This window comes from Plantibacter sp. Mn2098 (genome assembly GCF_049319745.1).
Classification (GTDB): domain Bacteria; phylum Actinomycetota; class Actinomycetes; order Actinomycetales; family Microbacteriaceae; genus Plantibacter.
Window position 1 is genome coordinate 101,660 of record NZ_JBMOUH010000009.1, and the last position, 13,414, is coordinate 115,073.

Here is a 13,414-nt window from a genome sequence, read left to right on the forward strand (position 1 = left end):
GGGTCGAGATCAGGCGGAGCGGTCGCCCGGCTGTCCGTCGTTCGGACGCTCAGCAGTGCCCTCCCGGCCGCTGTCGCCGTCCGCGTCGTCCCCGACGATCTCGTCGTGCACCCGCCTGAGGTCCTCCATGAGCGAGCCGATGAGGATCCAGTGCAGCGGGTGCGGCTGGCGGATGACGAGCGGTGCGGTGAGGATGGGCAGTTCGGCGGTCGCCGGCGCACGGTCGACCGGCGCCTCTGAGACGAGCAGGCGCAGGTCGTGGCCCGCTCGGCGCAGTTCGGTGACGATCTCCTCGATCGTCGGCTCCTCCTGGAGCGTGTCGTCGTAGTGGTCGTGGAAGGTTCGCGTCATGCCGAGCGTCCTGGTGACGATCGGTTGGAGGCGCTCGAGGATCTCCCGTTGCGCTTCGAGTTCGTCGCGGTGCCGTGATCTGCGTGGGTTGAGCATCAGGCTCTCCTCGCCCTGACTCACGGCCTGTTCCGCCGCCGCTCGCATCGGTCGGAGGGCGCGCGCCTGGACGAGGAGGTCCATCAGTGAGGTGCCGGTCTGGGTCGTGCTGAGTCCGTCGGCGAGGCGATCCAGTCCTTCGGCGCACGCGATGGCGAGGTCCGAGACGGCGCGTTTGGCCGGTGCGAGCAGGACGGGCGGGACGACGAGCGCGTTGATGATGAGCCCGACGGCCGCGCCGATGATCGTCTCGATGATGCGGTCGACGGCGTAGTCGGGCGTCGCGGAGCCGATCGAGAGCACGAGCATCGCGCTGATCGGGATCTGGTTCGCCGAACCCGGGCCGAGCTTCAGCAGCCACGCGACGAGGATGGAGACGACGATCGCGAGGAGCACGATCCAGGTGTTGTCGCCGAAGACGAGCCCGATGATCGTTGCGACGATGACGCCGGTGATGACGCCGAGCGTGCGTTCGAGCGCTTTGCCGAACGACTGGTTGACGCTCGGTTGCACCACGAGCAGTGCTGCGACGGCGGCGAACACGGGAAGCTGCGCCGGCAGGATGCTGATCGCGATCGTCCAGGCGAGCACCGCGGAGAGCGCGGTCTTCAGTGCCTGCAGGATCGGCAGACGAGACCTCGTGCGGAGACTGGGGACGAAACTCACCGTTCAACCATAAACGCGAGGCGTCAGAGCTTGTCGGCCAGCTGGTCGAGCAGCCCGGCGCCGTTCGGTGCGTAGACCCAGGGGGCTTCGTCGTCCTCGTCCGCCCCCGCGCGGGAGCGTCCGCCGGCCAGGACGGCTTCTCCGGCGGACAGCTGGCGGATGGCGACCGCGCTGACCCGGTCGGGGTGGGCGTGCTCGAACTCGCGGTAGAGCGATTCGTCGTGCTGGCCGTCGTCGCCGACGAGCAGCCACTTGACGTTCGGGAACTCCTCGGCCAGTCGGGCCAGGTTCGTCCGCTTGTGCTGACGGCCGCTTCTGAACCAGCGGTCGTGGGTCGGGCCCCAATCGGTCAGGAGCAGGGCGCCCGCCGGGTAGAGGTTGCGGGAGAGGAACCTCGTGAGCGTCGGTGCGACGTTCCATGCTCCCGTGGAGAGGTAGATGACGGGGGAGCCCGGGTGGTCGCGGACGGTCCGTTCGAGGAAGACGGCCATGCCGGGGACCGGGGTCCTGGCGTGCTCGTCGAGGACGAAGGTGTTCCAGGCGGCGACGAGCGGACGGGGGAGCGCCGTCACCATCACGGTGTCGTCGACGTCGGAGATCGTGCCGAAGCGCACGTCCTCGCCGATGATGAAGATCGGAGCCGTGATGGGCTCTGAACCCTCGGCGCTCAACGAGACGGTGTGCCAACCGGGTTCGAGGCTCGCCGGGATGACGACGTCGACGATCCCGCCCCGGTCGCCCGTGACGGTGTGGGAGGCGCCGCCGATGTCGACGGTCACGTTCACGACCGGGTCGGTCACGCTCAGCGCGAAGAAGCTTCGCCATCCGCGGACCTTCTGCTGCGGTCTGGTGCCTTCGGCGCCCGGGTGGGTGAGCACAACACGGGCGAGGACGCGGATCCACTCCGGGGAGCCGTATCCGGTGAACGGGATGACGGTCGCGACACGACCGCGCTTCCTGGCCCGACGCTGCCGCCAGAGTTGAACGGCATCCTCGATGCGCGCCGCGCGGTGCCGGATCTGAGCGCCGGCGTCGGATCCGGACTCGGGTCGTTCGGGTGCCTTCACAGGAACAGTCTTTCATGCCCGGCGTGCTGCGCGGGTGCGGGACTCAGGCGCGGGGTGCGCTGTCGTTGTGCTCGTCGGTCGCTTCGCCGTCGTCTGCGATCGGTGCGACGGTCGCCTCCATGTGACGTGCCTGGCTGCGCTCCAGGAGTTTCTTGACGGCGACGACGGCGATGAGGAAGGCGACGATGATCGCGACGAAGAGGTATCCGGCCCAGTGCAGGCGCTCGGAGAGTTCGCGGTAGCTCCCTGCCGCGATGGCTCCGACCGAGACGTACGCGCTCGCCCAGATCACACACGCCGGAACGGTCCAGAGGATGAACTTGCGATACGTCATGGTGCTCATGCCGACCGTCAGCGGGATGAGCGAGTGGAGCACGGGGAGGAATCGGGAGACGAAGACCGCGATGCCGCCTCGCCGTTCGAGGTAGCGTTCCGCACGCTCCCAGTTGTGGGCTCCGATCCGACGGCCGAGCGCGCTCGCGCGGATCTTCGGCCCGAACCACCGTCCGAGCGTGAACCCGATGCTCTCCCCGACGAGTGCGCCGATGATGACGACCACGATCATCGAGACCCACTCCACAGGACCCGAGACCGCGGTGCTCGCGACGATGACGATCGTGTCGCCCGGCACCACGAGTCCGATGAGGACGGAGGTCTCGAGCATGATGCCGATGCCCGCCAGGATCGTCCGGGTGACGGGGTCGACGCTCTGCACCAGGTCGAGGAGGTGGTTGAGCAGATCGTTCACCCTTCGGAGCCTACTGCCGTGGTTCCAGGAGGGGCGGAACAGTTCTCCGAACGAGTTTTCCGCGGGTGCGCCGACACGTTTTTCCTGGCTGTTCAGGGAGCATTTTCGTACACGATTTGATTCGGGCGATCGTGGGGCGTCCTGTGGTCTGACCACACAGCCCAACTGGTGTAGTCTGATGCCGACGACACAGGTCGAAGCCACGGAGATGACCACTCCGGACGGGCCGACCGTTCGCCTCCCGCCACAAGTGGATGCCGCGACCTACGGAGTGTTCATCGTGAACGATTTGCTCGACCCCCTGCTGCTGTCGAGATGGCAGTTCGGCCTCACCACCGTCTATCACTTCATCTTCGTGCCGCTCACCATCGGCATGGCGTCGACGGTGGCGATCTTCCAGACGGCGTGGGTGCGCACCGGCAAGCTGCACTACCTGCACCTCACGCGCTTCTTCGGCAAGATCTTCCTCATCAACTTCGCCATGGGCGTGGTGACCGGCATCGTGCAGGAGTTCCAGTTCGGGATGAACTGGTCCACCTACTCGCGCTTCGTCGGTGACGTCTTCGGCGCTCCGCTCGCCCTCGAGGGCCTGCTCGCCTTCTTCCTGGAGGCCACGTTCATCGGCCTGTGGATCTTCGGCTGGGACAAGCTCCCGCAGAAGGTGCACCTCGCGACGATCTGGATCACGGCCGCCGGCACGATCCTCTCGGCGTACTTCATCATCGCCGCCAATGCGTTTATGCAGAACCCGGTCGGCTACCGACTGAACCCGGAGCGTGGTCGGGCAGAGCTCACGAGCATCTGGGACCTGCTCACCAACAAGGTCGCCCTCGCGGCGTTCCCGCACACGATCTTCGCGTGCTTCATGGTGTCGGCGGCCGTGATCATCACGGCAGCGGCCTACCACCTCGCGAAGGGCCAGCACGTCGAAGCCATGCGTCCAGCCCTGAAGTTCGGGCTCTGGACCATGATCATCTCCGGCGGCGCGACCTTCCTCGCCGGCGACCAGCTCGGCCTCGCGATGGTCGAGACGCAGCCCATGAAGATGGCGGCCGCCGAAGCGCTCTACAACACCGCGACCGGGGCGAACGCATCGTTCTCGATCTTCACCCTCGGCACACCGGACGGCGTGCACGAGCTGTTCTCGATCCGCATCCCGTACCTCCTCTCGTTCCTCTCGACCCACACGCTCAACGGCACGGTCGAGGGCATCAACGACCTGCAGGCGCAGTACACGACCCTCTACGGCCCAGGCGACTACACCCCGGTGATCTGGGTCACCTACTGGGCGTTCCGCTGGATGATCGGCCTCGGCGTGGCATCGGTGCTCGTCGCGATCGCCGGCCTGTGGTTCACGCGCAAGGGTCGCGAACCGAAGCGCTGGATGTGGAAGATCGCCGTCTGGGCCTTCCCGCTCCCGTTCCTCGCCATGACCGTCGGTTGGGTGTTCACCGAGATGGGCAGGCAACCGTGGATCGTGTTCAGCCTGCTGAAGACGGAGGACGCCGTCTCGCCAAACACCACCGGGCTCGACGTGCTCATCTCGCTCATCGCGTTCACCGTGGTCTACGGCTCGCTCGCGGTCGTCGAGTTCGGACTCATCGCGAAGGCGATCAGGACCGGCCCTGAACCGGTCGAACTCCCCTCGGACGACGGCGATGAAAACTCGCGTCGCACCGCCCCGGCCCTCACCGTCTACTAGGAGCGCATCATGGACCTCACCATCCTCTGGTTCTGGATCATCGCCGCACTCTTCATCGGCTACTTCGTCCTCGACGGCTTCGACTTCGGCGTCGGCATGTCCATCCCGTTCCTCGGGAAGGACGAGACGGACAAGCGTGTGCTCATCAACACGATCGGCCCGGTCTGGGACCTCAACGAGACCTGGCTCATCGTCGCCGGCGCCTGCCTGTTCGCGGCCTTCCCGGAGTGGTACGCGACGCTCTTCAGCGGGTTCTACCTGCCGCTGCTGCTCATCCTGCTCGCGCTCATCATCCGCGGGGTGTCGTTCGAGTACCGCCACCAGCGGCCGGAGTCGAGCTGGAAGAAGCGCTTCGACCTGTTCATCATCGTCGGCTCGGCCGTCCCGTCGTTCCTGTGGGGCGTCGCGTTCGCGAACATCGTGCAGGGCGTCCCGCTCGATGCCGGACACAACTTCACCGGCAACCTCTTCACCCTGTTGAACCCGTTCGGTCTGCTCGGCGGCCTCACGACCCTCCTGCTGTTCTTCACCCACGGCGTTGTGTTCGTCTCGCTCAAGACAGAGGGCGACATCCGGGATCGCGCACGCAAGATCGCCGTCCGCTCAGGCGTCCTCGCGATCGTCGTCGCGGCGACGTTCCTGGCCTGGACGCTCATCGCGCACTTCTCGCCCGGCGTGCTGGCCGGAGCCCTCGTGGCCGCCGTCGCACTCATCGCCTCGTGGGTCGCGAACCTGCGCGGACGTGAAGGCGTGGCGTTCGCGCTCATGGCGATCACGATCGCCGCTGCCGTCCTGACGCTGTTCTCTGCGCTGTTCCCGGCCGTGATGCCGGCGAGCAACGACCCGGCGAACAGCCTGACGATCGCCAACGCCTCGTCGTCGCAGTACACGCTGGAGATCATGTCCTGGACCGCCCTCGCCTTCCTGCCGCTCATCGTCGGCTACCAGGCATGGACGTACTGGATCTTCCGGAAGCGCATCACCCGGAAACACATCGAAGCGCACGCGCACTAACCTGTTCAACGTGCGCCCCCTCGATCCACGACTGCTCCGATACGCGGGGGCGGCACGTTCCGTCCTCGCGATCGGCGCCGTCCTCGCCCTGCTCCAGACGGCGTGCACGCTCGGGTTCGCCTGGCTCGTCTCGCAGCTCGTGACGAAGGCGATCGCGGGGGAGTCGTTCTCCGTGCTCGTGCCGATGCTGTGGCAGCTCGTCGCCGTGGTCGTGCTGCGCGCCGCAGTGGTGCTCGCGATGGAGACGGTGAACGCGAGGGGGTCCGTGCTCGTCCGCAGCCAGTTGCGGCGTGCGCTCATCGATGCCGTGACCGTCCTCGGACCCGGCTGGCTCGCCGGGCGGAACCGGGCGGAGGTCACGACGATCGCGGGGCGCGGCCTCGACGCGCTCGACCCGTATTTCGGACGGTACGTCCCGCAGCTCATCCTGACCGCCGTCTCGACGCCGATCATCGTGCTCGTGATCCTCCTCCAGGACACGATCAGCGGGATCACGGTCATCGTGACGCTTCCGATCATCCCGGTGTTTATGGTGCTGATCGGGCTCGCGACCCAGACGCTGCAGCGCAAGCAGTGGGAGACGCTCGGCGATCTCTCCCGCGGCTTCCTCGATCTCGTCGGCGGTATGGCCACGCTCAAGGTGTTCGGCCGCCAGCACCGTCAGGTGACGCGCATCCGAGCGGTCACCGAGGACTACCGCGCGCAGACGATGAAGGTGCTGCGGGTGTCGTTTATGAGCGGATTCGCGCTCGAACTCGCGGCGAGCCTCGCGGTGGCCGTTGTGGCCGTCGGCATCGGGATCCGGTTGATCGACGGATCGATGCTGCTCTCCGTCGGACTGTTCGTGCTCATCCTGGCGCCAGAGGCGTTCCTGCCGTTGCGGAACGTCGGGACCAACTTCCATGCCGCCGCCGAGGGGGTCGCCGCAGCGGAGGACGCCTTCGTCGTCCTCGACGAGGCCAAGGCAGCTTCCACGGCCGACGGCGGCACGGTCGTCGAGGCGCCTCGTTCGTCGGTGGCGGGCGAGGGGCGGGACGTTGCAGGGACGCTGACATTCGCCGATGTCTCGGTGCGCTACGGCGACATGCTCGCCGTCGACCGGTTCACTGCGTCGTTCGCCCCTGGCACCTTCACCGTGCTGACCGGCCAGAGCGGGGCAGGCAAATCCACGATCCTCGCTGCCGTGCTCGGGTTCGCCCCCGCCGAGGGGACGATCGCGTACGGCGGGGTCCCGCTCCGAGACGCGGCTTCGCGAGGCGCACAGCGGTTCGTGGATCGTCCCTGGCTCGCGTGGTCGGGCCAGCGCGCCGCTCTAATCGGCGGCAGCGTGCTGGAGAACATCGCTCTCGGCGACGATGCGCCTTCGCGCGAGAGTGCCAGGGTCGTCCTTGACCGGGTCGGACTGCCGGGCATCGGCCTCGACGACCGTGTCGGCGTCGTCGGCGACGGCCTGTCCGGCGGGCAGGCGCAACGCGTCGCACTCGCGAGGGCGCTGTATCGGCTTGAGGGATCGCTTGCCACGTCGTCGTTCGGGGTGCTCCTCCTCGACGAACCCAGTTCCGCGCTCGACGCCGAGTCGGAGCAGATGGTCATCGATGCGGCGAGAGCGGCGGCGGAAGCCGGTTCGGTCGTCATCGTGGTGAGCCATCGTCCGGCATTCATCGCGGCTGCGGATCGTGAAGTGCACATCGAACCCGTCGTCCAGCCTGCTCGCGACCTGGATCGGGGCGCCGACCCTTCGACCGCCTCAGAGACGCTGGAGGTGGCCCGTGGATGACCGCGTCCGCCGCATCCTGCGGCTCTCGATGCCGAGCACCAGACGTTTCCTGCCCGGGCTGCTGTCCGGGATCATGTCCGCCGGCGCTGCGGTGGCACTCCTCGCGTCCAGCGCCTACCTCATCACGAAGGCCGGCGAGCAGCCGTCCATCGTCGAACTCGGCGTCGCCGTCGTCGGCGTCCGGGCGTTCGCGCTCGCGAGAGCGGCCTTCCGCTACCTCGAGCGGCTCCTCAGCCACGACGCCGCCTTCCGGCAGCTCGCCGAGTTGCGTGCCGGCATGGTCGGCCGGATCATCCCAGTCGCCCCTGATGGATTGCAACAGACCGGGCGCGGTGACCTGCTCACGCGCCTCGTATCCGACGTCGACGAACTCCAGAACGTACCGCTGCGGGTCGTGCAGCCGCTGCTGATCTCCGGGATCGTCGCGCTCGGCTCCGTGGTCCTCGTCTGGATCGTCCACCCGCCGGCCGGCATCGCCCTCGCGCTGTGCCTCATCCTCGCGTTCGCCGTGTCCTGGGCGCTGGTCGGGCTCGTCGCCGCGAAGGCCGAGCGTCAGATCGCGCCATTGCGCGGAGCCGTGTCAGAGGCGATCCTCGACCTCGTGTCGAACCTCGACGTCCTCACCGCGTACGGCGCGGTCGACGGCGCCAAGGCGAAGGTCGTCGCGGCCGATGACGCGTTGACCCGTGCGACCGTCAGACGAGCGGCAGGGGCAGGCATCGCTGGGGCGGTCGTGTCGCTCGCGGCCGGTCTCGCGACGGTCGCTGCCCTGTGGTTCGGCATCCCGTCGCTCGGCGCCATCGGCGGACCGGCACTCACGGTCATCGCCCTCGTCCCGCTCGCCGTGTTCGAGGTGTGCGGGATGGTTCCGCTCGCGCTCGGCGCGTGGCGTGAGGCCAGGGCGAGTGCCGAGCGCGTCGCTGCCGCCGTGCCGGACGAGGTTCCCGCCGGGATCCCGGACGACGCGCTCGGCTCGGAGATCCTGCCCGGCGCAGTGCGATCGTCCGGCGGATCCGACAGTGCGGAACACCAGGACGGCACGGACGCGGCACCTGCTTCCGCTCCCACGATCGTCGTCGAACAGCTCACGGCCCGCTGGCCTGGCGCCGAGGTCGACGCGCTCGCACCCGTGAGCTTCACGATTGCGGCGGGGGACCGGTTGCTCGTCACCGGCGACAGCGGAGCTGGGAAGACGACCCTCGCGCACAGCCTCGTCCGGTTCCTCGACCACGGCGGCAGCTACCGCATCGACGGTGTCGACGTCTCCTCGCTCCGCCCCGACGCGGTCAGGAGCGTGCTCGGACTCATCGAGCAGCGCCCGTTCCTCTTCGACGCCGACATCCGTCAGAACCTGCTGTTCGCCAGGGATACCTCCACCGATGACGAACTCGAGGCCGTTCTCGACCGCGTCGGCCTCGGGACGTGGCTGGTGGAGCGCGGCGGACTCGATGCGTCGGTCGGTGAACACGGCGGCCTCGTCTCCGGCGGACAGGCGCAGCGCATCGCACTCGCCCGCGCGCTGCTGCGGGACTTCCCCGTGCTGGTGCTCGACGAACCGACCGCGAACGTCGACCCGGAACGCGCCGACGCGCTGCTCGCCGACCTGCTGGGGGCGGCCGATGCGGATCGCCGGGCCATCATCGTGATCTCCCACACGCCCGTCGCCGAGGAGCTCGTCACGCAGCGTCTCCGGCTGGAGCCGGTCCGTACCGGCGTGCGACCGGCAGAGGTGGGCTGAACCGTGGCCGCTTCGAGGCGGATCGAGACCAGCCAGGCCGGCTGGCTCGATCCGGCAGAGGTGTTCGTCCGGCTGTTCGCGGACGCGGAACAGGTGTTCTGGCTGGACTCCGGCGCCGACGCCGAGACCGGGTTCAGCGTGATGGGCAGAGCTGCGCGGACGGTCGTCGCCGAGCTGATCGATGCGGACGTGACGGCGACCGCAGCGGCCGTCGGTCGGGTGCGCGTGATCGATGACGACGGCGCGCCGGTGCTGCGGGACGGATCGGTGTTCGATCTCCTGCGAGAGATCCTGGGGGGAACGGGCCCCTGGTCACCGGATGGTTCTGCACGGACCGAGACCCTAGGGGATCCGACCGGCGGCGACCGCGGCTATTGGGGTGGTTGGGTCGGCTGGCTCGGCTACGAGGCCGGGGCGAGTGCCGTCGGCGTCCCGGTGGCGCGGACCGAGACGCCGGAGGCGGTGCTCCTCCGAGCGGATGACGTCATCGTCTTCGATCACGCCGTACGACGTGTGATGCTCGTGTCCTCGGATTCCGACTGGATCGTACGAACGGCGCGCGCCCTCGGCGAGATCGAAGCATCGCCTGATTCCGCGGTCGTCGCGTTCCTCGCCGACCACCCCGCCGTCGGCGGCGACGCCACGCCCAGATGGAGCGGAGCGGAGTACCGTGCGCTCGTCGAAGCCTGTCAGGAGCGGATCCGCGCTGGAGACGCCTATCAGCTCTGCTTGACCAACCAGTTGCGCGTTCCTGGCACGCACGACCCGGTCGCCACCTACCTGCGCCTGCGCGCTTCCAGTCCCAGCCATCACGGCGGGTTCCTGCGGGCCGGCGACACGGCGCTCCTGAGCGCCTCGCCTGAGCAGTTCCTCGAGATCGGCACCGATCGGATCGTCCGGACGAAGCCGATCAAGGGCACGCGGCCGCGCGGTGCGACGCCAGAGGAGGACGCACAGCTCGCGAGTGAGCTCCTGGCGAGCGAGAAGGAGCGCGCTGAGAACCTGATGATCGTCGATCTCATGCGCAACGACCTCGCCCGGGTCGCCGAGGTCGGATCGGTCGCCGTCACGGGGCTGCACGTCGTCGAGAGCTACCCGCACGTCCACCAGCTGGTGAGCACGGTCGAGGGCCGTCTGCGTCCGGGGGTGGGCGTCGTCGACGCCATCGAGGCGTGCTTCCCGGCCGGCTCCATGACCGGCGCCCCGAAGCGCAGTGCGATGACGATCCTGCACGGATTGGAACGCGGACCCCGCGGAGTGTACGCGGGCACGTTCGGTGTGTTCTGGGACGACGGCGCGACCGACCTCGCGATGGTCATCCGCAGCATCGTGGTCGGCCGCCACACGGCGACGATCGGTACGGGAGGCGGCATCACCGCGCTTTCCGTCCCGGCCGAGGAACTCGCGGAGACCGAGACCAAGGCGAGAGCCCTCCTCCGCACCCTCGGGATCGAAGGCGACCCCGCGGAATCCCGGTAGGCTGGATCCTCGGACGGAATGCCGTCGAGCGTTCCAGCCCTGTCCATCCTCCCCGACGGACAGGCGCCGTCCATCAGCACAGGCAGCGATTGAGAGTGACGTGTCAGACGAACGCAACACCGTGGAACCAGCGACCGTGAGTCCCGACGTCGAGGACCCCCGTCAGGGCGAGCGCTACGACTTCCAGGCCATCCAGGACAAGTGGCTCCCGGTCTGGGACGAACTCAAGCCGTTCACCACTGGCGACCCGGCCGACAAGCGTCCGCGCAAGTACGTCCTCGACATGTTCCCGTACCCGTCCGGTGACCTCCACATGGGACACGCGGAGGCGTTCGGCTTCGGCGACACGGTCGCGCGCTACTGGCGCCACCAGGGCTTCAACGTGCTGCACCCGGTCGGTTGGGACTCCTTCGGCCTGCCGGCGGAGAACGCGGCGATCCAGCGCGGCACCGACCCGCGCGAGTGGACGTACCAGAACATCGCGCAGCAGAAGGCGAGCTTCCGCCAGTACGGTGCATCGTTCGACTGGGACCGCGAGATCCACACGAGCGACCCCGAATACTACCGCTGGAACCAGTGGCTGTTCCTGCAGCTGTTCGAGAAGGGCCTCGCATACCGTAAGGCGAGCCCCGTCAACTGGTGCCCGAACGACCAGACCGTCCTCGCGAACGAGCAGGTCGTCGACGGCCGATGCGAGCGATGCGGTGCAGAGGTCACGAAGAAGAACCTCACGCAGTGGTACTTCCGGATCACCGACTACGCAGACCGTCTGATCGACGACCTGAACCAGCTCGAGGGCAGCTGGCCGGCGAAGGTGCTGTCCATGCAGCGCAACTGGATCGGCCGGTCGAGCGGCGCCGACGTCACCTTCCAGATCGAGGGTCGCACGGAACCGATCTCCGTCTACACGACGCGTCCTGACACGCTGCACGGCGTGACGTTTATGGTGGTCGCGCCGGATTCCGACCTCGCGGCGGAGCTCGTCTCCGGCAGCTCGGTCGAGGTGCGTCTGCGTTTCCAGGACTACCTGGAGCGGGTCAAGGGTGAGAGCGACATCTCGCGCCTCAGCAGCGAGCGTGAGAAGACGGGCGTCTTCCTCGAGCGCTACGCGATCAACCCGTTGAACGGTGAGCGACTGCCCATCTGGGCCGCGGACTACGTCCTGGCCGACTACGGCCACGGCGCCATCATGGCCGTTCCGGCGCACGACCAGCGCGACCTCGACTTCGCACGGGCATTCGACCTGCCGGTCCGCGTTGTGGTCGACACGACGCAGCCGGTCACCGGAGCGATCCCGATCATCGTCGACGGCGAGCTGCCGGACGACCTGCCCTCGCTCGACCCGGCGAAGACCGGTGTCGCGCTGACGGGTGAGGGGCGTCTGACGAACTCGGGTCCGTTCGACGGCCTGAGCAAGCACACCGCGATCGCGAAGGTCACCGCGGCTCTGGCGTCAGGCGGCATCGGCGCTCCCGCGAAGAACTACCGCCTGCGCGACTGGCTCATCTCCCGCCAGCGCTACTGGGGCACGCCCATCCCGATCATCCACTGCGACGACTGTGGTGAGGTCGCGGTTCCGGAGGACCAGCTGCCGGTGCTCCTGCCGTCCGCGGAGGGCCTCGACCTGCGCCCGAAGGGCATGAGCCCACTCGCTGCCGCCGAGGACTGGATCAACGTCCCCTGCCCAAAGTGCGGTGCTCCTGCGAAGCGCGACTCGGACACGATGGACACCTTCGTGGACAGCTCGTGGTACTTCCTGCGCTTCCTCAACCCCAACTCCGACGAGGTCGCGTTCGACTCCGCCGAGGCGGACAAGTGGGCTCCCGTCGACCAGTACGTCGGTGGCGTCGAGCACGCGATCCTGCACCTGCTGTACTCGCGCTTCCTCACGAAGGTCCTCTACGACCTGGGCAAGGTCGGCTTCACCGAGCCGTTCAGCGCGCTGCTGAACCAGGGCATGGTGCTGCTCGACGGCTCCAAGATGAGCAAGAGCAAGGGCAACCTGGTCGAGTTCGGTGCGGAGCTGAAGGCGTACGGCGCCGACGCGCTGCGTGTCACGATGGCGTTCGCCGGTCCTCCGGAGGACGACATCGACTGGGCTGACGTGTCGCCGGCCGGTTCTGCGAAGTTCCTCGGTCGCGCCTGGCGCATCGCCCACGATGTGACGAGCACGCCCGACGTGGTGTGGAAGGACGGCGACGTCGCGCTCCGCAAGGCGACGCACCGGTTCCTCGCGGAGGCGCCCGGTCTCATCGAGTCGGGCAAGTTCAACGTCGTCGTGGCGCGTCTGATGGAGCTGGTGAACACGACCCGCAAGGCGATCGATGCAGGTCCTGGCACCGGCGATCCGGCCGTGCGTGAGGCGGCCGAGGTCATGGCGATGGCGCTCGACATCTTCGCGCCGTTCACGGCAGAGGACATGTGGTCGAAGCTCGGCTACGAGCCAGGTGTCGCGCTTGTGACGTGGCGCAAGGCGGACAAGACGCTGCTCGTCGAGGACAAGGTCACCGCGGTGGTCCAGGTCGACGGCAAGGTCCGTGACCGCCTGGAGGTCTCGCCGAAGATCTCGCCCGAGGAGCTCGAAGCCCTCGCCCGTGCCAGCGCGGCGGTCGTCCGCAGTGTCGACGAGCGTGAGATCGTCAACGTCGTGGTGCGTGCGCCGCGGGTGGTGAGCATCTCCACGAAGGGGTAATCGCTCCTGGTCGGTGTGGGCGATTCGCCCGCGCCGATCTGCAGCGTTCTGCAGCGAGCCGGTCCTCTGCGGGCCGGCTCGCTC

The 13,414-nt window shown here is 68.0% G+C and carries 9 protein-coding genes; 6 read left to right on the forward strand and 3 right to left on the reverse strand.

Translation table 11 applies throughout. From position 1 onward, the window contains the following. Positions 1-9: 9 nt before the first annotated feature. The 3 genes from ACL9RL_RS14805 to ACL9RL_RS14815 are packed head-to-tail and all read right to left on the reverse strand — an operon-like array spanning position 10 to position 2,928. Positions 10-1,113: an FUSC family protein gene (locus ACL9RL_RS14805; protein WP_422781040.1), complete on the reverse strand. Its 1,104-nt coding sequence runs from the start codon at positions 1,111-1,113 to the stop codon at positions 10-12. 23 nt (positions 1,114-1,136) lie between these two features. After that, positions 1,137-2,180 (reverse strand): App1 family protein, encoded by a 1,044-nt coding sequence (locus ACL9RL_RS14810; protein WP_422781041.1) that lies wholly within the window; start codon positions 2,178-2,180, stop codon positions 1,137-1,139. Between the two features lie 43 nt (positions 2,181-2,223). Further along, positions 2,224-2,928 carry a DedA family protein gene (locus ACL9RL_RS14815; protein ID WP_422781042.1) on the reverse strand — a complete coding sequence of 235 codons (705 nt, stop codon included), beginning with the start codon at positions 2,926-2,928 and terminating at the stop codon, positions 2,224-2,226. Between the two features lie 280 nt (positions 2,929-3,208). Between ACL9RL_RS14815 and ACL9RL_RS14820 the strand changes: the two genes are divergently transcribed. The 6 genes from ACL9RL_RS14820 to leuS all read left to right on the forward strand — a co-directional run bounded on the left by ACL9RL_RS14820 (position 3,209) and on the right by leuS (position 13,330). Beyond that, entirely contained in the window at positions 3,209-4,630 is a 1,422-nt protein-coding gene (locus ACL9RL_RS14820) for a cytochrome ubiquinol oxidase subunit I (protein WP_422781180.1), read from the forward strand. 9 nt (positions 4,631-4,639) lie between these two features. Then, on the forward strand, positions 4,640-5,644 hold the full coding sequence (gene cydB, locus ACL9RL_RS14825; RefSeq protein WP_422781043.1) for a cytochrome d ubiquinol oxidase subunit II: 1,005 nt from the start codon (positions 4,640-4,642) through the stop codon (positions 5,642-5,644). A gap of 10 nt (positions 5,645-5,654) precedes the next feature. Next, positions 5,655-7,421, forward strand: a complete 1,767-nt coding sequence (gene cydD, locus ACL9RL_RS14830; RefSeq protein ID WP_422781044.1) for a thiol reductant ABC exporter subunit CydD — start codon at positions 5,655-5,657, stop codon at positions 7,419-7,421. Further along, positions 7,414-9,159, forward strand: coding sequence for a thiol reductant ABC exporter subunit CydC (gene cydC, locus ACL9RL_RS14835; RefSeq protein ID WP_422781045.1), 1,746 nt, complete (start codon positions 7,414-7,416; stop codon positions 9,157-9,159). The genes cydD and cydC overlap by 8 nt, the downstream gene beginning before the upstream one ends. A 3-nt stretch (positions 9,160-9,162) precedes the next feature. Next, entirely contained in the window at positions 9,163-10,638 is a 1,476-nt protein-coding gene (pabB, locus tag ACL9RL_RS14840) for an aminodeoxychorismate synthase component I (RefSeq protein ID WP_422781046.1), read from the forward strand. Between the two features lie 136 nt (positions 10,639-10,774). Further along, positions 10,775-13,330 carry a leucine--tRNA ligase gene (gene leuS / locus ACL9RL_RS14845; RefSeq protein ID WP_422781181.1) on the forward strand — a complete coding sequence of 852 codons (2,556 nt, stop codon included), beginning with the start codon at positions 10,775-10,777 and terminating at the stop codon, positions 13,328-13,330. The last annotated feature ends 84 nt before the right edge of the window (positions 13,331-13,414 follow it).

What these genes read in the sequence shown, in the direction of transcription:
- cydB (WP_422781043.1), top strand. Translation starts at nt 4,640, where the DNA reads ATGGACCTCACCATCCTCTGGTTCTGGATCATCGCCGCACTCTTCATC.